The organism is Streptacidiphilus jeojiense (assembly GCF_000719095.1).
GTDB classification, from domain to species: domain Bacteria; phylum Actinomycetota; class Actinomycetes; order Streptomycetales; family Streptomycetaceae; genus Streptacidiphilus; species Streptacidiphilus jeojiensis.
In genome coordinates, this window is the sequence record NZ_JOEH01000005.1 from 152,694 (window position 1) to 174,827 (window position 22,134).

Genomic DNA, 22,134 nt, shown 5'->3' on the forward strand with positions numbered 1-22,134 from the left:
GCACGACGGCAGGCTGGATCCCGAAGCAAGACGCCCCTGCGGCGGCCGGTTGTGACCGAGGATGGACCCATGCGAGACGACGACACCTGGACGGACTCCTTTCGGGACCCCGTCAGAGCTCCGAAGGAAACGCCGGCGCGGCGGCGTGAGCGTCCGGCGTTCAACAGCGGGATGTGGCGTGAGGTCGCCTTCCTGCTGGTGAACTTTCCGCTGTCGCTGGTGGGCTTCGTGCTCACCGTGGTCGGACTCTCGCTGGGCGCCGGACTGATGGTCACCATCATCGGCCTCTGGGTCCTCGCCGGAGCCCTCTTCGCGATCCGCGGCTACGGCTCCGTGGAGCGCGGGCTGGTGCGTTCGCTGCTGGACGAGGACATCGCCGAACCGCTGCCGGTCGGCACGGGCCGCAGCGGCGGCGGCGCCTGGCGCCGCTTCTTCGACGTGTTCTCGGACGGCCTCGCCTGGCGGACCGCGCTCTACCTCTTCATCAAGCTGCCCTGGGGCATCTTCACCTTCACCGTCACCCTGGTCTCGCTGATCGTGCTGTGGCCGGTGCTGCCGTGGATCGCCCGCGGACTGTCCACCGTCGACCGGGCCCTCGCCTCCTCGCTGCTCGCCCCCGCCGACCTGACCCAGCGGGTCAAGGAGCTGGAGCAGGACCGCGGCACCGTGGTCGACACCGCCGCCGCCGACCTGCGCCGGATCGAGCGCGATCTGCACGACGGGGCCCAGGCCCGACTGGTGGCCCTGGCGATGGACCTCGGCCTGGCCAAGGAGAAGCTGTCGGAGGACCCGGAGGCCGCCGCGAGGATGGTCGGCGACGCCCACGGCGAGGTGAAGCTGGTCCTGCAGGAACTGCGCGACCTGGCCCGGGGCATCCACCCGGCGGTGCTGACGGACCGCGGTCTGGACGCCGCGCTGTCCTCGGTCGCGACCCGCTGCACGGTACCGGGCGGGGTACGGGTCAACGCGGACCTGCCGGGCGGCTCCGACCGCGAGTCGCGTCCGGACTCGGCGGTGGAGGGCATCGCCTACTTCACCGTCAGCGAGCTGCTCACCAATATCTCCAAGCACGCCGGAGCCCGCACCGCCACCGTCGACGCCTGGCGCTCCGCCGACCACCTGATGCTCCAGGTGCGCGACGACGGCAAGGGCGGCGCGACGGAGGAGCCGGGCGGCGGCCTGGCCGGCCTGGCCGAGCGGATCCGCGCGGTGGACGGCGTCTTCGTCGTCGACAGCCCGGTCGGCGGACCGACCGTGGTGACGGTGGAACTGCCCTGGCGGACCAAGAACCGCAACTGACCCGGCTGTCCGGGTTTCTGATGGATTGACGGCCGGCACCGGAGTCCGGCCGGAATCCGTCCGGACAAGATTGAGCAACACCTGTCACACCGGTGCCCGGGTCTCACTACAGTTCCTCGACCGTTCCCACGCGAACATACAGACGAGGACGAGAACCACGATGAGCACCCCTCCCTCCTACGGCTCCCAGCCCGGCCCCGCCGGCGGCCAGTACCCAGGGCAGGCCGCCAACCCGTACGCCGGGAACCCGGCTCAGCAGCCCAACCCCTATGCGGCGGCCCCGGCCGGGGCCCAGCCGCAGGCGTACCCGGCCCCGCCGTACGGCCAGCCCCAGCCCCAACCCCAGCCCCAGCCCGGCCAGCAGCCGTACCCCGGTCAGCAGCAGCCGTACCAGGACCAGCAGCCCTACCCCAACCAGCAGCAGCCGTATCCCGGGCAGCAGCCGTATCCCGGCCAGCAGCCGTTCCCCGGCCAGCAGCCGCAGCAGCCCCAGCAGGCCGGCTGGCAGGTCCCGCCGCCGTCCACGCCCTCCAAGGCGTCCCGGTTCAGCAGGAAGCTGGCGATACGCCTCGGCGTCCTGGTGGTCCTCGGCGTCATCGCCTTCGCCTGGTCCCAGTTCAACGGTGATCCCAGCACCGCCAAGGTCGGCGACTGCGTGCAGAACAAGGGCACCGACGCCAACCCGGACGTCCACGTGATCGGCTGCAGCGACCCCAAGGCCCTGTACAAGGTGCTGAAGACCGCCAGTGGCAGCAACGACTCCATCTGCGACAACGTCACCGGCACCGTGGTCGCCTACACCGAGAGCGGCAGCGACAACCTGACCCTCTGCCTGGGCAACAACAAGCCGGCCGGCTGAGCGGCTGAGCTGCCGCCCCGCCCGGAAGCCCCCAGGGGGCGGCCCGGGTGGGGTTATCCCCACCCCAAGACGGCCAGGAGCCCCAGCGCGCCGGGGCCCGAGTCCCGGCAGGCTTGAAGGTACACAGCAAGGACAGGGACTTGGCGGGCACGGCCGACAGGGGAGTGTGGACAGGATGAGCAGCACAGCCAGGATGACGGGCGACGGCCGCAGTTATGACTACGACTACGACTACGACGCCGATGGATTCTCCCGCGGTCGCGACCGCGACGACGAGCGCGGAGGCCGGAGCCGGAACCCGCAGGCCGGCCCCGGCTTCCTCGCCGCACCGTTCTCCGGCCGCACCTGGCGGGAGAGCCTGCACCTGGTGGTCAACCTCCCGGTGGCCGTCCTCACCTTCAGCTACGCCGTGATCATGTTCGCCGCCGGAACCAGTCTGGTGGTGACCTTCCTGGGCATGCCGATCCTGGCCGCGCTGATCGTCGGCTGCCGCGGCTTCGCCGCGATGGAGCGGGCCAGGGCGCGGGGGCTGCTGCGCCTGGACGTACCGGCCCCGGCACCGCTGCGACCGGCCCGGCCCGGGCTGATGGCCTGGATCGGGGCGGCGCTGAAGAGCGGCGCGGGCTGGCGCTCGGTGCTCTACAGCGTGCTGATGCTGCCGTTCTCGGTGCTCTCCTTCTCGCTCACGGTGACGCTGTGGGTGGCCGGCATCGGCTACGGCAGCTACCCGCTGTGGCAGTGGGTGTTCCCCCACTACGTGAACGTGCCGGGGCTGCAGCTCTACAGCAACAACGGCCACACCGTGTACCTGAGCAGCGTCCCGCAGATCGCCGGGGTGTGCGCCGCCGGCCTGCTGGTGCTGTTCATCACCCCGTGGGTGGTCCGTGGACTGGCCAACACCCAGCGGGCGATGGCCCGAGGACTGCTCAACTAGTCAATCAGCAAGTCACCAGGTCACCTGGTCACCGGGTCACCAGGTCACCTGGTCACCGCGTCGCCACCGTACGGGTGTCGCGTCCGGAACGGAGCACCGTTCCGGGCACGGCACCCGTCAGCTTGTCGTCCCGGACCGTCTCCACCCCGTTGACCCGGACGCTCACCACGCCCTCCGCCCGCGAGTCCAGCCGGGGGCTGTTCCCCGGCAGGTCGTGGACCAGGGTGGCGGGCCCGGCGTCGATCCGCTCGGGGTCGAACAGCACCAGGTCGGCGTGGTTGCCGACGGCGACGGTGCCGCGGTCCCGCAGACCGAACAGCCCGGCCGGGTCGGCGGTCAGCATCCGCACCGCCTGCTCCACCGGGACCAGCTTGCGCCGCCGCAGGCAGTCGCCGAGGAAGCGGGTGGTGTACGGGGCGCCGCACATCCGGTCCAGATGGGCGCCGGCGTCCGAGCCGCCGAGCATCACGTCCGGGTGCTGCCAGGTGTCGCGGCGCAGCTCCCAGCTGCCCGGGTCGTTGTCGGTGGGCATCGGCCACAGCACGGTGCGCAGCTGGTCCGCCGAGCAGATCTCGACCAGCGTGGCGAAGGGGTCCTGGCTGCGTTCGGCGGCGATGTCGCGGACCACCCGCCCGCTGAGGCCGTCGTTGGCGGCGGAGTAGGTGTCGCCGATGACGTACCGTCCGAAGTCGGCCAGCCGCCGGAACACCCCGGCCTCGGGGCTGTTGGCGCGGCGCAGCATCTCGGTCCGGACGGCCGGTTCGGCGAGCCTGGCGATCCGCTCCGGGACCGGCAGGCCGAGGATCTCGCCCCAGCCGGGGATCAGGTTGAGCGCGCAGAAGGTGCCCAGGCTCATGTTCATCGGCGTCAGGATGGGCATGGTCAGCGCGATGATCCGGCCCCCGGCCGCCCTGGCCCTGGACGAGGCCAGCAGCTGCCTCGGCACGCGCTCCGGGACGGCGGCGTCGATGGTGAGGACGTTCCAGTTGAGCGGGCGTCCCGCCGCCGCGGACATGTCGACGAAGAGCGCGATCTCGTCGTCGCTGAACTGGTCCAGGCAGCCGGCCACGATGGCCTCGATCTGGGTGCCCTCGTACTCCCCCACCGCCCGGCTGAGCGCCAGCAGTTCCTCGCGCCCGGCGTGCCGGGAGGCTACCGGCCTGCCGTCGCCGTCCGAGTGGGTGGAGGACTGGGTGGTGGACAGCCCCCAGGCGCCCTCGGCCATGGAGCGGCGCAGCAGCTGGACCATCGCCTCCAACTGCTCCGGCGTCGGCTGCCCGCCGATCGCGTCCGGCCCCATGACGTGGCGCCGCAGCGCGCAGTGGCCGACCATGAAGCCCGCGTTGACGGCGGTGTGGCCGTCCAGCGCCGCCAGGTACTCGCCGAAGGAGGCCCAGCCCCAGGGCACCCCCTCCTCCAGCGCCGCCAGCGACATGCCCTCGACCCGGCACATCATCCGCCGGGTGTAGTCGGCGTCCTCGGGCCGGGCCGGGTTGAGCGGGGCCAGGGTGAAGCCGCAGTTGCCGCCGGCGACGGTGGTGACGCCGTGGCCCAGCGAGGGGGTGGCGTACGGGTCCCAGAACAGCTGGGCGTCGTAGTGGGTGTGCGGGTCGACGAAGCCGGGGCAGAGGATCAGCCCGGTGGCGTCCTCCACCGACACCGCAGATCCCGACGCTCCGGCCGAACCCGAACCCGAACCCGAACCGGAACCCGAGCCCGCTGCCTCGATGCTGACGATCCGTCCGCCGCTGATGCCGACGTCGGCGGTACGGGAGGGCGCGCCGGTGCCGTCCACCAGCGTGGCGCCTTGGATGAGGTGGTCGAGCATGGTGGTCCCTCCTGGGATAACGGATAGCCGATAGCCGTGAATGGCGGGGCGGGTACGGGGTGGCAGGCCGCCGCTCCCCCGTACCCGCCCGGTTCTGCACCGCCGGTCGGCAGCGCGCGCTCAGGGGCGCGCGGCCTGGCGGAAGCGGGTGGTGCGGTGCACCGGATCGGTGTCGATCTTCGGGATGACGTTCTCGCCGATCAGCCTGATGGTGGTGGCGGTGGCCTCCGGCGGGATGCCGATCGGCAGGCCGAACACCAGCTGGTCGGCGCCGGCCGACTCCCAGCGCTTGCACTGTGCGAGCACCTCGTCCGGATCGCCGCAGATCAGCAGCTCCTCGTCGATCAGCAGGTCGATGAGTTCCTCGGTGTACTCCGGGATCAGCTCCGGCCAGACCGGGATGCCCTCGATCCTCGGGAAGGTGTCGTGGTAGCGGAACAGCAGCGACTGCAGGTAGTTGAGTCCGCCGTGCACGGCGATCCGGCGGGCCTCCCTGCCGGTCTCGGCGCAGATCGCGGTCGAGGTCACCATCACGTTGTCGTTGACGAAGGCGCCGATCGGCTCGGCGTCCCTGATCGCGTTCTTGTAGGACTCGACCACCCACTCCATGTCCGAGACCTTCTGCACGCTGAACCCCAGCACGCCCAGCCCCTTGCGGGCCGCCATCTCGTAGGAGGAGGGGCTGCCCGCCGCGTACCACATGGCCGGGTGCGCTGGTCCGAACGGCTTGGGCAGCACCTTGCGGGGCGGCAGTGACCAGTGCTTGCCCTGGAAGCCCTGGTACTCGTCCTGGAGCCACATCTTGGGGAACTCCCCGACGGTCTCCTCCCAGATCTCCTTGGTGCCGTCCATGTCCGTAAGTTCGGGCATGAAGCCGAGGATCTCGTGGCTGCCGGCGCCGCGGCCGGTGCCGAACTCGAAGCGGTTGCCGCTGAGGTGGTCCAGCATGGCGACCCGCTCGGCGACCTTGACCGGGTGGTTCACCTTGGCCAGCGGGTTGAAGATGCCGGAACCGAGGTGGATCCGCGAGGTGGCGTGGGTGAGGTAGCCGATGGCCACGTCATTGGCGGACAGGTGGGAGTACTCCTCCAGGAAGTGGTGCTCGGTGAGCCAGGCGTACTTGAAGCCGGCCCGGTCCGCCTGGACGACGTAGTCCATCTCCTCCATCAGGGCGTGGTGCTCGGCCAGCGGGTCGGCCAGGGAGCGACTCCTGGGCACGTAGCCCTGGATGAAGATGCCGAACTCCATCGGTTCACCGTCCTGTCCATGAATCTGACGGTCCATCAGATACAGCCGACTCTTCCAGCGGGAGCTGAAGCAGTCAAGACACGACGACCCGTCAGTCGATCGACACCCCGGCCAGCCAGCCGCCGTCGACGATGACCGGCTGCCCGGTGATGTAGGAGGAGTCCTCCGAGGTCAGGAAGAGCGCCAGCTTGGCGATCTCGTCGGCCCGGCCGATCCGGCCCAGCGGGATCACCCGCCCGTAGAGCTCGGCCGTGGCCGCCGCTATCGCGGCCCCGTCCTCGGCGCTCATCATCGGCTCCCCGCTGTCGCCGACGAAGACATTGGCCGGGTTGGCCATCGGGGTGTCCACCGAGCCGGGGCAGATGGCGTTCACCCGGATCCCCTTGGGCGCCAGCTCCAGTGCGGCCACCCTGGTCATGCTGAGGATGGCGCCCTTGGTGGCGGCGTAGGAGGTGAGCATGGCCATCCCGGCCTGCGCGGTGTAGGAGGCGGTGTTGACGATGGTGCCGCCGCCGGCGGCCTCGATCAGCGGGGCCGCCGCCCGCATCCCCAGGAAGCAGCCGACCTGGTTCACCCGGACCACCGTCAGGAACTCCTGCAGCGGCGTGCTGACCAGTTCGTTGAGCCGCAGGATGCCGGCGTTGTTGACCAGCCCGTCCAGCCGTCCGTACGCGTCGGTGCAGGCCTGCACCGCCTCCGCCCAGTCGTCCTCACTGCTGACGTCCAGGTGCTGGTAGCGCACCCGGTCGTCGCCGAACGTCTGGGTCAGCTCCTTGGCCAGCGCCTCGCCGAGGTCGTCCAGCACGTCGGCGACCACGACCCTGGCCCCCTCGGCGGCGAACAGCCGGGCCTCCTGCTCGCCCTGGCCCCGGGCAGCCCCGGTGATCAGGACGGTACGGCCTTCAAGTCTGGGCATGCACAGCTCCTCTTCCCGTTCCCACATCTGCATCTGACGTTGTCTCGCACGTGTGCACGCACCACCCCGGACGGCGCCGGCTCAGACCAGCGGGACGACCTCGACCGCGATCCGCTCCAGCTGCTCCAGGTACTCGGCCGCGCTGCGGCTGCGCGGGCGCAGCTGCAGATGGGTGGCGCCCAGGGCGGTGTACGCCCGGAGCGTCTCCGCCAGCTGCTCTGGCTTGCCGCTGACCGAGCGCCGTCCGATCTCCCAGTCGGGCTCGCCGACGAACAGCGCGGGCGGGATGACATTGACCGCGAACGGTCCGCTGCGCCCGGCCTGCTCCCGGGTGGCGCGGATCAGCTCCAGCTGCGCGGGCAGGGCCGCAGGCGCGTCCCCCTGGGACAGCCAGCCCTCCCCCAGCAGCGCCGCCCGGCGCACCGCGCGCGGCGAGGAGCCGCCGACCCACAGCGGCGGACGCGGGCGCTGCACCGGACGGGGGCTGACGGCCAGTCCGGCGAACGGGAAGCGCGGCCCCGGGTGCGTCGGGTACTCCTCCCGCAGGGCGACGTCCAGGGCGGCCAGGGTCTCGTCCAGGATGGCGCCGCGCTGGTGGAAGTCCACACCCAGCGCCTCGAACTCCTCGGGGACGTGCCCCGCGCCGACGCCCAGCACCAGCCGGCCGCCGCTGAGCAGGTCCAGGGTGGCGTACTGCTTGGCCGACAGCAGCGGGTGCCGCAGCGGCAGCACCGCCACGTGCGACATCAGCCTGGTCCGGGTGGTGATCCCCGCCAGCCAGCCCAGCGTGGAGACCGGGTCGTACCAGGTGGCGCCCATCGGGCCGGCCAGCCGCTCCGGGATGGCGACGTGGTCGCAGACCGCGACGTAGTCGAAGCCCAGCCGGTCGGCGGCCTGCGCGGCCTGCGCCAGCTCGGCCGGACCGGCCCGGGTCTCCCACGGCTCGCAGTAGATGGTGCTCTGCGACTGGACCGGCAGCTGGATTCCGAAGACGGCGGTGTCAGACACCGGTGGCCCCCTTCCACAGCCCCTCCGGGGTCAGGTCCAGCAGCCGGATGGCGTTGCCGCGCACCAGCTGCTCCACCACATCGGCCTCCAGATGGCCCATCTGCGACTCGGCGACCTCGCGGCTCTTCGGCCAGGTCGAGTCCGAGTGCGGGTAGTCGGTCTCGTAGAGGACGTTGGCGGCGCCGATCGCGTCCAGGTTCCTGACGCCGTGCGGGTCGTCGAAGAAGCAGCCGTAGATGTGCTCGGCGAACAGCTCGCTGGGCCGGGTCAGCACCTTGTCGGCGACGCCGCCCCAGGCCGCGTTCTCCTCCCAGACCACGTCGGCGCGGGCCAGGATGTAGGGGATCCAGCCGATCTGGCCCTCGGCGTACATGATGTTCAGCCCGGGGAAGCGGTCGAACTTGCCGCTCATCAGCCAGTCCACCATCGAGAAGCAGCAGTTGGCGAAGGTGATGGTGGAGCCGACGGCCGGGGGCGCGTCGGCCGAGGTGGACGGCATCCGGGAGGAGGAGCCGATGTGCATGGCGATGACCGTGCCGGTCTCCTCGCAGGCCCGCAGGAACGGGTCCCAGGCGTCGGTGTGGATGCTGGGCAGCCCCAGGTGCGGGGGTATCTCGCTGAAGCAGACCGCCCGCACGCCCCGGGCCGCGTTGCGGCGGACCTCCGCGGCCGCCAGCTCGGCGTCCCACAGCGGCACGATCGCCAGCGGGATCATCCGTCCCTGCGCGGCCGGCCCGCACCACTCCTCGACCATCCAGTCGTTGTAGGCGCGGATGCACAGCAGGCCCAGCTCGTGGTCCTTGGCCTCGGTGAAGGTCTGGCCGCAGAAGCGCGGGAAGGTCGGGAAGCAGAGCGCCGACTGGACGTGGTTGACGTCCATGTCCTCCAGCCGCTCGGGTATCGAGAACGATCCGGGGCGCATCTGCTGATAGGTGATCGCCTCCAGCCGGACCTCCTCCCTGGGGTAGCCGACGGCGGTGTCCAGGCGGGTCAGCGGGCGGCGCAGGTCCTCGTAGACCCACCAGTCCGCGATGGTGCCCTCGGTGCCGGGCTCCCCCATCCTCGGGGCGAACCGGCCACCGACGAAGGTCATCTCGGCGAGCGGGGCTCGGACGATCCGGGGACCGGTCTCGCGGTACTTGGCGGGCAGGCGGTCCTGCCAGACGTCGGGCGGCTCGACGGTATGGTCGTCCACCGAAATGATCCAGGGGAAGCTCTCCATGACGGCCAGGCTAGCGCCGATCTGACGATCCGTCAGGAGTCGTGCACGCCGCAGATCGGAGCCGGGCGGAACGGCCGGACCGGACCGCCGGACGGGACGTGGAAGCGCCCCGCTGCTCCGCAGTGCAGCGGGACGCTTCCCCGCCCCGCGCAGACAGGCAGCACATACGCGGGGCGGCGGGGCGGGAGGGTTCAGGAGGCGGCGAGGGTGCCCAGCGTGACGTTGGCGGTCCGGGTCGCACCGTCGCGCAGGTAGGTCACCTGGACCTGCAGGCCCGGCTGCAGGCCGGCCAGCACCTCGCTCAGCTCGTTGGAGCTCACGATGGTGGTGCCGCCCAGCTTGGTGATCACGTCCCCGGCCTGGATGCCGCCCTTGGCCGCCGGGCCGCCGCTGGTCACCGAGACCACCCCGGCGCCGGTCTCGGTGTCGCCGCCGCTGGTCAGCACGGTGCGTGAGGTGATGCCCAGGGCGGCCCGGCCGGAGTTGGTGACCTTGCCGTCCTTGATCATCTGGTCGGCCAGGCTGACCACCGCGGACGCCGGGATGGCGAAGCCGATCCCCGGTGCCTGGGCGCCGCTGTCGGTGCCGGAGGTCGCGGCCAGGGTGTTGATGCCCACCACCTGGTCGGCCAGGTTGACCAGCGCGCCGCCGCTGTTCCCGGGGTTGATCGCCGCCGAGGTCTGCACCATGTTGGGGATGGTCACCCCGGGCGAGTCCGCGGTCGCGGGCTCGGACACGGTGCGCCCCACGGCCGAGACGATGCCCTGGGTGACGCTGCTCTCCAGGCCGAGCGGATTGCCCATGGCCAGCACGATCTGGCCGACCTCGACCTTGCTGGTGTCCGCGAAGACCGCCGGCCTGATGTCGGACGGCGGGTTGGTCAGCTTGATCACGGCCAGGTCGCTGGTCGGGTAGGAGTAGACCAGGGTGGCGTCCAGGGTGGCCGAGCTGTCGGCGAGGGTGACCTTGAAGCTCCGGCCGCTGCCGATGACATGGGCGTTGGTGACGATGTCGCCGGTCTTGTCGTAGACGATGCCGGAGCCCAGGCTCTCACCCGCGGTGATCTGGACCACGGACGGGAGCACTGCCTTGACGGTGTTCTGATAGTCCGTCTGCAGGTCGTTGCCGGCGCCGGAGGCGGCAGCGGTCGCGGTGGAGGAGCCGCCGCTGTTCCAGCCGTTGGAGGCGTCCGACGAGGATCCGCTGCTGCAGCCGGCCACGGCCGCGAGCACGAGTCCGACCGTGAGCACCAGGCACGGCTTGCGGAGCGGAAGCGAGCGGGAGGTGCCGGAGCCTGCGCTCTCCATGGGTGCGACCTTCCTGTCGGGCGGCCCGTCAAGCAGGGCTACCTTGGGAGATTTGCACCTATTGTCCCTTTTGTTCTACAAGAGAACGGGAGGCGCGCCGCCCCGCCGCACGCAGAAAACCCCGGTACGGACGGAGGGGATCCGCCCGTACCGGGGGTGGGGGTGCGCAGGGCCAGCGGACCGCGGTCCTACAGGCCGAGCGACTTGGCGATCACGAGCTTCATGACCTCGCTGGTACCGCCGTAGATGCGGAACACCCGGTTGTCCGTGTAGAGGCGGGCGATCGGGTACTCCAGGATGTAGCCGTAGCCGCCGTGCAGCTGCAGGCAGCGGTCGACCACCCGGGAGCAGACCTCGGTGGTGAACAGCTTGGCCTTGGCCACGTCCGAGGCGGTCAGGTCGCCGGTCTCGAACTGCTCCAGGGCGCGGTCCACCACGGCCTGGGCGGCGTCGACCTCGGCCTCGCAGGCGGCGATCTCGAACTTGGTGTTCTGGAACTCGGACACCGACTGGCCGAAGACCTTGCGGTCCTTGGTGTAGGACACGGCCAGGTCCACCGCGGCGCGGGCGGCGGCGTAGGCGCCGACGGCGATGGCCAGCCGCTCCTGGACCAGGTTGTGGGCCAGGTAGAAGAAGCCCTTGCCCTCCTCGCCCAGCAGGTTCTCGACCGGGACCTTGACGTCGACGAAGGACAGCTCGGCGGTGTCGGAGGTGCGCAGGCCGATCTTGTCCAGCTTGCGGCCGACGGTGTAGCCCTCGCTGGTGGTGTCGACGCAGAGGATGGAGAGGCCGGTGCGGCGGTTCTCCGGGGTGGCCGGCGAGGTGCGGGCGACCACCAGCATCAGGTCGGCCTGCACGCCGCCGGTGATGAAGGTCTTGGCGCCGTTGAGGACGTAGTGCTTGCCGTCCTCGGAGAGCTTGGCGTTGGTGGTCATCCCGGCCAGGTCGGAGCCGGTGCCGGGCTCGGTCATGGCGATGGCGGTCATCATCTCGCCGGAGACGAACTTGGGCAGCCAGCGCTTCTTCTGCTCGTCGCTGCCGTACTCCATCAGGTACGGCAGGCAGAGGCCGGTGTGCACCCCGGAGCCGCCGAAGCTGACGCCGGCGCGGGCGCACTCCTCGGTGACGATCGCCTGGTACTTGAAGCCGTGCATGCCCGCGCCGCCGAACTCCTCCGGCACCTCGATGCCGAAGACGCCCAGCTCGCCGAGCTTCAGGTAGAAGTCCTTGGGGGCACGCCCGGCCTGCTCCCACTCGGGGTAGACCGGCACGACCTCCTTGGCGATGAAGTCGCGGATGGTGTCCCGGAACGCCTCGTGGTCCTCGGTGAATACGGTGCGGCGCACGATGGCGCTCCTCTCCTGAGCTCTGCTGAGCGTCCAAGCCGTCACTGGTCGAACGAACGTTAAGTTAATCGCCAGTAGTCTGTTCTGTCCAGGGCGCCCGGGTGTGACGTGAGCCGTGTCCGACGGGCTGTCCGGCGGACGGGCAGAACGGTCGATAGGTCAGGTCGCCAGGTCAGTACGACGGCCCGGAAGCGGAAGCGCCGCTGCCCCCGCGACCGGGTGGTCGCGGGGGCAGCGGCGGTGTCGGATCGGCCGGCGGCTACTGGGTGAAGTAGCCGGTGACGTCGGCAACCAGGTCGACGGTGCCGGCCAGGTTGTAGAAGTCCACCACGCCGTTGTGCACCGGGACCACCACCAGGTTGGGGATGGTCTGCCCGGTGGTGAAGTTCAGGTTCGAGGCCGTCGGCAGCGAGCTGCCGTCCGGGTAGACCGTGACCACGCCGCCCGCGCTGGAGTTGACCGCGGTGACGTTCATGACCACCGCGGTGACCCCGGTCGACGGAAGCCCGTTCACCCCGGCGACCTTGAGCTTCACGACCCCCTTGGCCCCCACCTTCGCCACCGGGACGCCGCCGGTGCCGTTGCGGGTGTCCATCGCACGGACCGGTCCCGCGGTGACGTAGGAGGAGCCGGACCCCTGGGTGAAGTAGCCGGTGACGTCCGCGACCAGGTCCACACTGCCGGCGTTGACCGAGAAGTCCACCTTGCCGTCCACCACCGGGACGATCGCCAGGTTCGGCATCACCGCACCCAGCGGGACGTTCAGGTTGGAGGCCAGCGGCTGCTTCTGACTGTCCGGGTAGACCGTGATCACCGCACCGTCATGGGTCGGCTTCACCGCCGTGACGTTCATGACCACCGCGGTCACCCCGGTCGAGGGAAGCCCGTTGACACCGGCGATGGTCAGCACCCGCGGCGTACCGGCCACCACCGGGGCCTTGGCACCGCCCGTGGTGGTCCTGGTGTCCAGGAAGCGGGTCGGCCCGGCACTGGTGAAGGTCGATCCGCCGGTCGCCGTGGTCGAGTAGTACCCGGTCACGTCGGCCACCAGGTCCACGCTGCCGGAGTTGACCGAGAAGTCCACCTTCCCGTCCACCACCGGCACGATCGCCAGGTTCGGCATCACCGCACCGGCGGGAACGTTCAGGTTCGACGCCAGCGGCTGCGGCCGGCCGTCCGGGTAGACCGTGATCACCGCGCCGTTGTGGGTCGGCTTCACCGCCGTGACGTTCATGACCACCGCGGTCACCCCGCTGGACGGGATCCCGTTGACGCCCGCGACCGTCAGCACCCGCGGCGTACCCGCCACGACCGGCGCCTTGGCGCCACCGGTGGTGGTCCTGGTGTCCATGAACCGGGTCGGCGTGACCGGGACGAAGGCGCCCTTCGGCGGCGCCGCGGCCTGGACCACCTGGACGTCGGACGCCTTGACGTAGGCGATCCGGTGGTTGAAGCGGATCGGGTAGTACTTGGTGGTCGCGGAGATGACCTCGGTGCACACCGACGGCGCGGCACAGCTGCCGGTGGTGTTGGTGTCACTGCTGGTGTAGTAGTAGTCGGCGCTCACAGCCGCGTCCGCGGTGTACGCCTGGCCCACCGGGAGGGTGTACGCCAGCGGCGCGACCGGCTGGTAGCCCGAGGTGGCGAACGCGGCGAGCGAGGCGGGGTAGTCCGTGGCCTCCGGGTAGTAGCGCCCGTACACCGGGACCGCCGTGTTGCCGCTGGGCTGGACGATCAGCTGGCCCGGGTGGGTGTTGGCGACACTGTTGATGCCGTTGGGGTTGTAGAACCAGGCCTTCTGGCCGCCGTACCAGATCGCGGTCCAGTCACCGCTGACGCCGGCGACGACGAAGGTCTGGCCGTAGACGGCCTTGTCGCTGACGTCGGCGACCTGGCTGCTGCCGCTGTCCATGCCGGCACCGGACAGGATGCTGTCGGTGATCAGTCCGGAACTGAGCGAGGCGTCCTTGTAGAGGTAGACGAAGTTGGAGTTGGCCGCCGGGCAGGGGTCGGTGCTGTCCGTGGTGGCCTTCGGGTTCACGTCACAGCCGAGCAGCTTCGGCTGGTTGGCCGAGCTGAAGGCCGGGGCGATGGTGACGGTGCCGCCGACGACAACGCCGCCGCTGCCGGCCGGGGTGGCGCCCAGCAGGCTGAAGAGGCTGCTCCAGTCGTAGTAGGGCCCGGGGTCCCAGTGCTGGCTGGTCACGAAGGAGGCGGGGCTGGACAGCGCGTAGGGCACGTCGTCGTGGCCGAGGATGTGGTCCCGGTCCAGCGGAATGCTGTACTTCGCCGCGATGTACTTCACCAGGGCCGCGTCGGCCGTGTACTGCGCCGTGGTGAGCCAGGTGCCCGCGGTGTTGTTGTAGGAGGTGCTGCCCCCGGCGAATCCGACGTTCTCGATGCCGACCGAGTGCAGGTTGACCGACTTGTTGTCGGCGTGGGCGGCGGGGTCCTCAAGGGTCACCATCTGGGTGACCGCGCCGTTGGCGTCCACGATGTAGTGCGCGCTGCTGCCGAGGGTCCCGTTCTGGAACAGGGCGATCGCACCGGCGGCGGTGGAGCCCTCGGTCGTGTGGAGCACGATCGTGTTGATGCCGTTGCCGTCGGCGGGACGGTTGCCCGGGTAGTAGTTGGGGATGGCAGCCGGCGCGAAGGTGCAGGTCAGCGAAGCCGGGCACTCGGTCGCCGCGGTCGTGGACGCGCCCACGGCCGCCGCTCGGAGGCTGAGCCCGCTGACGGCCTGGGTGGCGTCCGCCGCCGTCGGCACGGTGACGGCCGGGCTGGCGGCCAGGCTCACCGTCTGGTCGTCGGTGGTGGTGCGGGAGGCGCCGTCGTGCAGGGTCAGGAAGACCTGGTCGGCGAAGCCGGTGGCGGCCTTCTGGTCCGAGGCCTGGGCGTAGGCCGCGACCGCGCCGTACCACTGGGCCGGGTCGCCGCCCACCGCGTGGTGCAGCTTCTGCTGGTAGGAGGCCAGCAGCGCCGCTCCGCCGCGGATGCTCTGCCTGCTGTCGCTGCGCAGCGCCGAGGCGGGCTGGTTGATCAGCTCGGCGGCGGTGTCCAGCGTGTGCAGTGCCGGGGACTTGGTCCAGGACCGGTCGTTGGCCAGCGCCATCAGCGCGGCGTTGGGGGTGCGCGGCTTGCTGCCGTCACCGAAGTCGTTGCCCTCGGCCGCCACCTCGGCGGCCGTGAGCGGGGCCGCGGTCGACTCGGTGACCTGGGTCAGCCCCATCACGTTGTAGTTGCCGGTGGTGCTCGGCTGTCCCTGGTGCGACTCCCACTGGGTCTCCTGGTACGAGACCGCCAGCAGGATGCTCTCCGGGACCTTGAACTCAGCGGCCGCAGCCGCGAACTCGTCCTGCAGTGTGCTCTTGCCCGATGTTGCCAGGGCGACCGTCGACGCGTCCGCCCCCGTCCCGGAGCTGGACTTCGTGGGGGCGGCTTCCGCCACCGCTCCGACCACCAGCGCTGCTGCCGCCAGTGCGACGCCGACGCCGGCGCCTATGCGAGATTTCTTCCGACTGTGCCTTGCTGCCACCGCAGTGCCCCTGCCCTGATTCCGAGTAGCGAGGCAGTAACGACATAGCGGACTGCCCCCAATGCGCGTGTCTCGTGCGTCCGCGCGTGCTGCCGCGTACGACTGAAGTCAAATCCCCCGGCGATAGAACACATGCCAAATGATGGTTGAGGCTAGCAGTCACGGGGCTGTCGATGACCATTGGGGCCCCTGTTCCACACCTGTTCGTGCAACGATGTGTCCATGGCTGAGAAGACCCGCAGCGAGCACTCCGAATCCCTCTCCCCGACCGGTCCCCAGCAGGTGATCGAGTACGGCGACTACCGCGCGGTGCTCACCGTCGTGGGTGCGGGCCTGAGAGGACTCAGCCACCGGGGACGTCCGCTGGTCGTGAAGTACCCGTCCGACCAGATGCCGCCCGGCGGCGCGGGGCAGTTGCTGGTGCCGTGGCCCAATCGGGTGAGGGACGGGAAGTACTCCTTCGACGGCCGGGACCAGCAGCTCGACATCAGCGAGCCGGCCACCCACAACGCCAGCCACGGCTTCGTCCGCTGGCTGCCCTGGCGGGTGATGGCCGAGGACGCCGCCTCGGTCCGCTTCGGCCTGCGGCTGTACCCGATGCACGGCTACCCGCACATCCTGGAACTGACGGCCAGTTACACCCTCGGCGAGGACGGCCTGAGCGTCGAGGTCGCGGCCCGCAACGTCGGTCCGACCGCCGCCCCGTACGGCATCGGCGCGCACCCGTACCTGACCCTGGGCCGGGGTCCCGGCAGCCTGGACGAGGCCGTGCTGGAGCTGCCGGCCGACACCTGGATCCCGGTCGACGAGCGGATGATCCCCACCGGCCGCGAGGCCGTCGAGGGCACCGAGTACGACTTCCGCAAGGCCAGGGCGATCGGCACCACCCCGCTGGACACCGCCTTCACCGGCCTGCACCGCGACCGTGACGGTCGCGCCACGGTCCGGCTGACCAGCGCTGACGGCGGGCGCGGGGTGGAGCTCTGGGTCGGCGAGGAGATCGGCTGGCTGCAGGTGTACTCCGCCGACACCCTGGCCGGGCCCTACCGGCGCGCGGGCGTCGCGGTGGAGCCGATGAGCTGCCCGCCGAACGCCTTCGCCACCGGGGAGGACGTGGTCCGCCTTGAGCCCGGCGCCCGGGTCGCCCACCACTGGGGCATCCGGGCCCTCTGAGAGGGCGGACAGCACCTCCCTCCAGCGCCGTGGAGCCGTAGAGTTGGCCGAAGAGGGGGTGCGCAGATGCGCGGGTTGCAGGGGTGGAATTCGGCGGGGCCGCAGACCGCCGAGGAGATGATCGCCGAGGCACGCAAGGCGTTCTTCGTGATGTTCGGCTTCATGGTGGTGATCTGGGTCCTGCAGATCGTCAACTGGACCGACAACTACCAGCTCGACCGCGAGTTCATGGTGATCCCGCAGCGGGTGGACCGGCTCGGGGAGATCTTCACCGCGCCGTTCCTGCACTTCAGTTGGCAGCACATCGAGGGCAACTCGGGACCGCTGTTCGTCTTCGGCTTCCTCGCCGCGTACCGCGGCGTGGTCCGCTTCCTCTGGCTGACCCTGCTGGTGGCGGTCACCAGCGGGCTCGCCGTCTGGGTCTTCCAGAGCACCAACACCGGCAGCGTCGGCGCCAGCGGGCTGATCTTCGGCTACTTCGGCTACGTGGTGCTGCGCGGGATCTTCGACCGGCGGCTGATAGACACCCTGATCGGGGTGGTCATGGCCGCATCCTTCGCCTATCTTGTGACGATCGCACTGCCCGGCACTCCCGGCGTGAGCTGGCTGGCGCACCTGGGCGGACTGGTCGGCGGCGTGATCGGAGCCTGGCTGCTGCGGGACCGGAGGCCCCGGATCGCGACGGGCGCGGAACCTGTCCCCGGTTCGGGGACAGGTTCGGGTTCAGGTAAGACGATCGTCCCGACACAGGGGGCGAATCCGGCTCTGGAAGGCAGCCGCAGCGACCTGCACAAGGAGCTGGGGGATCTGGGGCTTCTCTAGCCTCGCCCACTCTGCCCGGCAAAATGCCTGGTCAAACGGACTGATCGGTTCCTGTGACCTAACTGGCAGGCAAAGCACAGCATTGCCACAGGTTGACCTCATGCGTTTCTCATTTGAGGCATGCAGCCTTTCGCCATGACGACGACGCCCCCTACCCCCGAAGTGGCCTCCACCGACCTTCGTCGACCTGATGGAAGCCCCGTCCGAGTCCTCGTCGTCGACGACGAGGCCCCGCTCGCTGATCTGCTGTCCATGGCCCTGCGCTACGAGGGCTGGCAGACGGCCACCGCCGGTGACGGCGCCGAGGCGCTGCGCGCGGCCCGCGAGTTCCGTCCGGACGCGGTGGTCCTCGACGTGATGCTGCCCGACCTGAGCGGCCTGGAGGTCATGCGCCGGCTGCGCGCCGACCAGCACGACGTGCCGGTGCTCTTCCTCACCGCCAAGGACGCGGTCGAGGACCGGATCGCCGGGCTCACCGCGGGTGGCGACGACTACGTCACCAAGCCGTTCAGTCTCGAGGAGGTCGTGGCCCGCCTGCGCGGACTGCTCCGCAGGAGCGGCGCGGCCGCGGCGCGGGCGGAGTCGGTGCTGGTCGTCGGCGACCTCACCCTGGACGAGGACAGCCGTGAGGTCTTCCGCGGCGACGACTCCATCCGGCTCACCGCCACCGAGTTCGAGCTGCTGCGGTTCCTGATGCGGAACCCCCGGCGGGTGCTGAGCAAGCCTCAGATCCTGGACCGGGTCTGGTCCTACGACTTCGGCGGTCAGGGCAACGTCGTTGAGCTCTACATCTCCTACCTGCGCCGCAAGATAGACGCGGGACGCGCACCGATGATCCACACGATGCGCGGCGCGGGGTACGTGCTGAAGCCGGCCGACGCGGGGGCACCGGTCCGATGAAGCGAAGCCGGGTCCGAAGCTGGTCCACATGGTCCCTGCGGACCCGGCTGCTGGTGACCACCACGCTGATGCTGGCAGTGGTCAGCGGAGTGATCGCACTGGTCACCACACTGGCGGTCAAGGCGGACCTGCATGCTGCGGCGGAGGATCGACTTCAGCAGATGATCACCCGGTCCCAACCCTTCTGGGACGGCGGAGGCGGGGGAGGAGCAGCCGGAGCGGGTCGCCTTCCCCTGGGCGGCGGGCAAAAGCTGACAGCCCTGGACTTCCTGGTCAACAGCCTGCCGGAAGGGTCCGTCGGCGCCCTGGTGAACAAGAGCGGAGCGGTACAGGCGGGGACACCCACGGTAAGCGCCGACAACGACAACGGTCCCCAGGTCAAGACCACGACGCTGACCACCGCACAGACGGAGGCACTCGCTGCTGCCGCAGGCAGTAGCAGCAACGTCACGGTCAACCTCCCCGGCCTGGGCGACTTCCTGGTGACGTCTCAAGTCAATCCCCAGACCCAGGACACACGCGTCATCGGAGTACCACTCAGTAGCTACGAGACCACGATCAATGAGCTCATCGGTGTGGAGGCAACCGTCACCCTGGCCGGGTTGATCATTGCCGGCTTCCTCTCGTTTGCGCTGATCAGGATCTCGCTCCGTCCCCTCGACCGCGTCGCGGCCACTGCCGCACGGATCTCTCGGGTGCAGTTGGACCGGGGCGAGGTCGGCGAGTTGACCCGGGTCTCGGAGGCGGACACCGACACTCGGACCGAGGCCGGGCAGGTCGGCGACTCGCTGAACCGACTTATCGACCACGTCGCGAACGCGCTGTCCGCCCGCCACGCGAGTGAGACGCGGGTGCGGCAGTTCGTTGCCGACGCCAGTCACGAGTTGCGGACGCCGTTGGCGTCCATCGCCGGCTATGCCGAACTCACCCGGCGCGGACGCGAAGCCGTGCCGCCGGACACGGCCTACGCGCTGAGCCGGGTAGAGTCCGAGGCCGCCCGGATGACCCGGCTGGTCGAAGACCTCCTCCTACTGGCGCGCCTAGACGCCGGACGCCCGCTGGAGCGCGAGCCACTGGACCTCGCGCCGCTGGTGATGGACGCCGTCCGGGACGCCCACGCGGCCAACCCCGACCACAACTGGCAGGTCCAACTCCCGGACGACCCGGTGATGGTGGACGGCGACGGACACCGCCTGCACCAGGTCCTGGTCAACCTCCTCGCCAACGCGGGCAAGCACACCCCGGCCGGAACAAGGGTGACCGCCGCTGTCGTGCTCTCCCCCGACGGCGTCGGCTGCGAGCTGCGGATCATCGACGACGGCCCCGGCATCCCGCCCGCGCTGCTCCCCTCCGTGTTCGAGCGCTTCGCCCGCGGCGACAGCTCCCGTTCCCGCGCGGCCGGAAGCACCGGCCTCGGCCTGGCCATCGTCGCCGCCGTCACCGCCTCCCACGGCGGCACCGTCGGCGTCCGCAGCAGACCGGGGAACACCGTCTTCACGGTCCGGCTGCCGCTCTCCGCCGAGCCGGCCAAGGACCTGGACCTGCTCGTCAACTGACAGACCGTTCACAGCATCGGCACACGGCGACAACAGGGCATCCGGAGACATTGGTGCTATGTCGTCCACCACCGCCGCCCAGCCCGTCGTGCTGGAACAGCAGTCCCCCGCCGGGGACCCCCGCTGGGTCCGCCCCGCCTTCATCGGTCTGCTCCTGGTCACCGCCGTGCTCTACCTGTGGGATCTCAGTGCTTCCGGCTGGGCCAACCAGTTCTACTCGGCCGCCGTGCAGGCCGGCAGCAAGAGCTGGGAGGCCATGTTCTACGGCTCCTCCGACGCGGCGAACTTCATCACCGTGGACAAGCCCCCCGCGTCGCTCTGGGTCATGGACGTCTCGGCCCGGATCTTCGGCGTCAACTCCTGGTCGATCCTGGCACCGCAGGCCCTGGAGGGGGTCGCCACCGTCGCCGTCGTCTACGCGGCCGTACGGCGGCGCTTCTCGGCGCAGGCCGGACTGATCGCCGGCGCGGTGCTGGCGCTGACCCCGGTGGCCGCGCTGATGTTCCGCTTCAACAACCCCGACGCGCTGCTGGCCCTGCTGCTCACCCTCGCCGGCTACGCGGTGCTGCGGGCACAGGAGCAGGCGCAGACCCGCTGGCTGGTGCTGGCCGGGGCCTGCGTCGGCCTGGCCTTCCTCACCAAGACCCTGCAGGCGTTCCTGATCCTCCCCGCGCTCGGCGCCACCTATCTGGCGTTCGCGCCGACCGGGATGTGGCGCAGGATCAGGCAGGTGCTGGTGGCCCTGGTGGTCATGGTCGTCAGCGGGGGCTGGTGGGTGGCCGTCGTCCAGCTCACCCCGCCCGCGTACCGGCCGTACATCGGCGGCAGCCAGCACAACAGCTTCCTCGAACTGACCTTCGGCTACAACGGGTTCGGCCGTCTGGACGGCTCCGAGACCGGCAGTGTCGGCGGTGGCGGCGGTGGGGCCGGCGGCTCGACCGGCATGTGGGGCAGCACCGGGCTCACCCGGCTCTTCGGCTCGGACATGGGCGGTCAGATCGCCTGGCTGCTCCCGGCGGCGCTGCTGCTGCTGGTCGCCGGGCTGTGGCTGACCTGGCGGCTGCCCCGGGTGGACAGCCGGCGCGCGGCCTTCGTGCTGTGGGGGCTCGCCCTGGTCGCGACCTTCCTGACGTTCAGCCTGATGAAGGGCATCTTCCACCCGTACTACAACGTCGCGCTGGCCCCGTACATCGCGATCCTGGTCGGCATGGGCGCCGGACTGCTCTGGGAGCACCGGCGGACCTGGTTCGCCTCCGTGACGCTGGCGGTGGTCACCGGGGTGACGGCCGTGCTGTCGTACACCCTGCTGGAGCGCAGCTCCGACTGGTACCCCTGGCTGCGCTACGCGGTGCTGATCGGGGGGATGCTGGCCGCGCTGGGCCTGATCGTCGTGGGCCAGCTGCCGGACGGCGTCGCCCGTCCGCTGGCTGCCCTGGGCCTGGTCGCGGTGCTGGCCGGACCGGCGGCGTACACCCTGCAGACGGTGGGGACGGCGCACAGCGGATCACTGCCCAGCGCGGGACCGGCGGTCGCGGCGGGCTTCGGCGGTGGCGGCGGGTTCGGCGGCGGTGCCGGGGGTGGTCGCGGAGGCGGCGGCTTCCCGGGCGGCGGCCAGGCCGGTGCGACCGGCGGCCAGGGCGGCCCGCAGGCCGGTGGCACCGGCGGGTTCCCCGGCGGCGGCACGGCGCCCGGCGGCACCGCCGGCGGCCGGACCGGAGCCGGCACGGGCGGCGGAACCGGCGGCGGCTTCGGCGGAGGCGCGGGCGGCGCTGGCGGCGTCGGGACGCTGCTCAACGGCTCCGACCCGGGCACGGCGATCACCGCCCTGCTCAAGGCCGACGCCAGCAAGTACACCTGGGCCGCCGCGGCGATCGGCTCCCAGAACGCCGCCGGCTACCAACTCGCCACCGGCGACCCGGTGATGGCCCTCGGCGGCTTCAACGGCACCGACGCCGCCCCGAGCCTCAGCCAGTTCGAGCAGTACGTCCGCTCGGGCCGGATCCACTACTTCATCGGCGGCGGCACCGGCGCCAACGGCAGCAGCGGAAGCTCGGACACCAGCCAGATCTCCACCTGGGTCGCCGCCCACTACGCGTCGAGCACGGTGGACGGAGTGACGGTCTACGACCTGACGAAGGCGAAGACCACCACGACGAGCTGACGCAGCGGTGTGCCGGGAGG

The 22,134-nt window shown here is 70.6% G+C and carries 16 protein-coding genes; 8 read left to right on the forward strand and 8 right to left on the reverse strand.

Going from position 1 to position 22,134, the window contains the following annotated elements; all coding sequences use genetic code 11:
* Positions 1–69: 69 nt before the first annotated feature.
* From IF29_RS0108335 to IF29_RS0108345, 3 genes are all read left to right on the forward strand, one after another.
* The gene (locus tag IF29_RS0108335; RefSeq protein WP_030251767.1) at positions 70–1,299 is read left to right on the forward strand and encodes a sensor histidine kinase; all 1,230 of its coding nucleotides are present in this window, start codon (positions 70–72) and stop codon (positions 1,297–1,299) included.
* A 160-nt stretch (positions 1,300–1,459) separates the two neighbouring features.
* Positions 1,460–2,158 carry an LppU/SCO3897 family protein gene (locus tag IF29_RS0108340; protein ID WP_051725047.1) on the forward strand — a complete coding sequence of 233 codons (699 nt, stop codon included), beginning with the start codon at positions 1,460–1,462 and terminating at the stop codon, positions 2,156–2,158.
* A 175-nt stretch (positions 2,159–2,333) separates the two neighbouring features.
* Positions 2,334–3,092: a sensor domain-containing protein gene (locus IF29_RS0108345; RefSeq protein WP_084713733.1), complete on the forward strand. Its 759-nt coding sequence runs from the start codon at positions 2,334–2,336 to the stop codon at positions 3,090–3,092.
* Positions 3,093–3,144: 52 nt separating this feature from the next.
* Here IF29_RS0108345 and IF29_RS0108350 read toward each other — a convergent pair whose 3' ends face one another.
* The 8 genes from IF29_RS0108350 to IF29_RS43320 all read right to left on the reverse strand — a co-directional run bounded on the left by IF29_RS0108350 (position 3,145) and on the right by IF29_RS43320 (position 15,415).
* Complete coding sequence (locus IF29_RS0108350) at positions 3,145–4,920, reverse strand: N-acyl-D-amino-acid deacylase family protein (RefSeq protein ID WP_030251773.1); 1,776 nt, start codon at positions 4,918–4,920, stop codon at positions 3,145–3,147.
* A gap of 120 nt (positions 4,921–5,040) precedes the next feature.
* On the reverse strand, positions 5,041–6,168 hold the full coding sequence (locus IF29_RS0108355) for an LLM class flavin-dependent oxidoreductase (protein ID WP_030251775.1): 1,128 nt from the start codon (positions 6,166–6,168) through the stop codon (positions 5,041–5,043).
* 91 nt (positions 6,169–6,259) lie between these two features.
* A complete protein-coding gene (locus tag IF29_RS0108360; RefSeq protein ID WP_030251776.1) occupies positions 6,260–7,084 on the reverse strand; it encodes an SDR family NAD(P)-dependent oxidoreductase in 825 nt (274 codons plus the stop codon).
* A gap of 81 nt (positions 7,085–7,165) precedes the next feature.
* Positions 7,166–8,092: a TIGR03619 family F420-dependent LLM class oxidoreductase gene (locus IF29_RS0108365; protein WP_030251779.1), complete on the reverse strand. Its 927-nt coding sequence runs from the start codon at positions 8,090–8,092 to the stop codon at positions 7,166–7,168.
* Positions 8,085–9,314: an amidohydrolase family protein gene (locus IF29_RS0108370; protein WP_030251782.1), complete on the reverse strand. Its 1,230-nt coding sequence runs from the start codon at positions 9,312–9,314 to the stop codon at positions 8,085–8,087. The genes IF29_RS0108365 and IF29_RS0108370 overlap by 8 nt, the downstream gene beginning before the upstream one ends.
* Before the next feature lie 191 nt (positions 9,315–9,505).
* A complete protein-coding gene (locus IF29_RS0108375) occupies positions 9,506–10,621 on the reverse strand; it encodes a S1C family serine protease (RefSeq protein WP_051725049.1) in 1,116 nt (371 codons plus the stop codon).
* Positions 10,622–10,809: 188 nt separating this feature from the next.
* Entirely contained in the window at positions 10,810–11,967 is a 1,158-nt protein-coding gene (locus IF29_RS0108380) for an acyl-CoA dehydrogenase family protein (RefSeq protein WP_030251787.1), read from the reverse strand.
* Positions 11,968–12,226: 259 nt separating this feature from the next.
* Positions 12,227–15,415 carry an N-acetylmuramoyl-L-alanine amidase gene (locus IF29_RS43320; protein ID WP_157623651.1) on the reverse strand — a complete coding sequence of 1,063 codons (3,189 nt, stop codon included), beginning with the start codon at positions 15,413–15,415 and terminating at the stop codon, positions 12,227–12,229.
* A gap of 309 nt (positions 15,416–15,724) precedes the next feature.
* On the opposite strand from IF29_RS43320, the gene IF29_RS0108390 reads away from it, so the two are divergent.
* From IF29_RS0108390 to IF29_RS0108410, 5 genes are all read left to right on the forward strand, one after another.
* Positions 15,725–16,675, forward strand: coding sequence for an aldose 1-epimerase family protein (locus tag IF29_RS0108390; protein WP_030251792.1), 951 nt, complete (start codon positions 15,725–15,727; stop codon positions 16,673–16,675).
* Between the two features lie 66 nt (positions 16,676–16,741).
* A complete protein-coding gene (locus IF29_RS0108395) occupies positions 16,742–17,497 on the forward strand; it encodes a rhomboid family intramembrane serine protease (protein WP_030251795.1) in 756 nt (251 codons plus the stop codon).
* 135 nt (positions 17,498–17,632) lie between these two features.
* Positions 17,633–18,397, forward strand: coding sequence for a response regulator transcription factor (locus IF29_RS0108400; protein ID WP_030251797.1), 765 nt, complete (start codon positions 17,633–17,635; stop codon positions 18,395–18,397).
* Between the two features lie 53 nt (positions 18,398–18,450).
* Complete coding sequence (locus IF29_RS0108405) at positions 18,451–19,953, forward strand: sensor histidine kinase (protein ID WP_232242064.1); 1,503 nt, start codon at positions 18,451–18,453, stop codon at positions 19,951–19,953.
* A 58-nt stretch (positions 19,954–20,011) separates the two neighbouring features.
* A complete protein-coding gene (locus IF29_RS0108410; protein ID WP_051725051.1) occupies positions 20,012–22,114 on the forward strand; it encodes an ArnT family glycosyltransferase in 2,103 nt (700 codons plus the stop codon).
* Positions 22,115–22,134: the final 20 nt, after the last annotated feature.

Excerpts from the sequence above, each read along its gene's own strand:
- IF29_RS0108410 (WP_051725051.1), top strand. The coding sequence starts at position 20,012 with ATGTCGTCCACCACCGCCGCCCAGCCCGTCGTGCTGGAACAGCAGTCC.
- IF29_RS0108355 (WP_030251775.1), bottom strand. The coding sequence starts at position 6,168 with ATGGAGTTCGGCATCTTCATCCAGGGCTACGTGCCCAGGAGTCGCTCC.
- IF29_RS0108395 (WP_030251795.1), top strand. The coding sequence starts at position 16,742 with ATGCGCGGGTTGCAGGGGTGGAATTCGGCGGGGCCGCAGACCGCCGAG.
- IF29_RS0108360 (WP_030251776.1), bottom strand. The coding sequence starts at position 7,084 with ATGCCCAGACTTGAAGGCCGTACCGTCCTGATCACCGGGGCTGCCCGG.
- IF29_RS0108375 (WP_051725049.1), bottom strand. The coding sequence starts at position 10,621 with ATGGAGAGCGCAGGCTCCGGCACCTCCCGCTCGCTTCCGCTCCGCAAG.
- IF29_RS0108350 (WP_030251773.1), bottom strand. The coding sequence starts at position 4,920 with ATGCTCGACCACCTCATCCAAGGCGCCACGCTGGTGGACGGCACCGGC.
- IF29_RS0108340 (WP_051725047.1), top strand. The coding sequence starts at position 1,460 with ATGAGCACCCCTCCCTCCTACGGCTCCCAGCCCGGCCCCGCCGGCGGC.
- IF29_RS0108390 (WP_030251792.1), top strand. The coding sequence starts at position 15,725 with ATGGCTGAGAAGACCCGCAGCGAGCACTCCGAATCCCTCTCCCCGACC.
- IF29_RS0108370 (WP_030251782.1), bottom strand. The coding sequence starts at position 9,314 with ATGGAGAGCTTCCCCTGGATCATTTCGGTGGACGACCATACCGTCGAG.
- IF29_RS0108400 (WP_030251797.1), top strand. The coding sequence starts at position 17,633 with ATGACGACGACGCCCCCTACCCCCGAAGTGGCCTCCACCGACCTTCGT.
- IF29_RS0108335 (WP_030251767.1), top strand. The coding sequence starts at position 70 with ATGCGAGACGACGACACCTGGACGGACTCCTTTCGGGACCCCGTCAGA.
- IF29_RS0108345 (WP_084713733.1), top strand. The coding sequence starts at position 2,334 with ATGAGCAGCACAGCCAGGATGACGGGCGACGGCCGCAGTTATGACTAC.